Annotated in this window: 1 protein-coding gene; it reads left to right on the plus strand. The window is 66.0% G+C overall.

Annotated elements, in window-relative coordinates; genetic code table 11:
* Nucleotides 1-67 precede the first annotated feature (67 nt).
* The coding region (locus ABFX50_RS51165) for a hypothetical protein (RefSeq protein ID WP_346158577.1) at nt 68-523 on the plus strand (456 nt) is incomplete at its 3' end.

The raw sequence follows: 523 nt of genomic DNA on the forward strand, positions 1-523 counted from the left end.
CATCGAGATGGGGGCGTCGTCGCCGCCGTCAGGGAGCCAGGCGACACCGCAGTCCGACTACGCGTTCATGAAAGCGAACCCGCCCTCCCTGACGGGGATCGTCAGGCCGTACGCGAGCACGGGCGCGTGGACCGTCCTGGGGATCTTCAAAGTGGACGCCGAGTCGATCATCGACCAGGTCCTCATCGACTGCGACATCACCCACGGCGAGGGATCGACGGACCCCGACCAGCTTCGGGTGCAGATCGACAACAACAAGCTCGCGATGTCGGTGTCCCAGGAGGACGGAACGGTCCTGGGAACGTACCCGGGGGCCACGCAGACGACAGCGCCGAACGACGGCAACTGGCATTCCATCGCGGTCACGGCCACGCAGTCGGGCGCCGATGTGCGGTTCGACTTCCACTACGACGGCAGCGCCTTCGGCATGACGATCGCCAACCGGACCCTGGGCACGATACGGAAAGTCGCGTCCCCGTCCACTTCGATCACCACTGCTGGGCAGCTTCTCGCCGTGGGGCAT

Source organism: Nonomuraea recticatena (assembly GCF_039533245.1).
In the GTDB taxonomy this organism is placed as follows: domain Bacteria; phylum Actinomycetota; class Actinomycetes; order Streptosporangiales; family Streptosporangiaceae; genus Nonomuraea; species Nonomuraea roseola.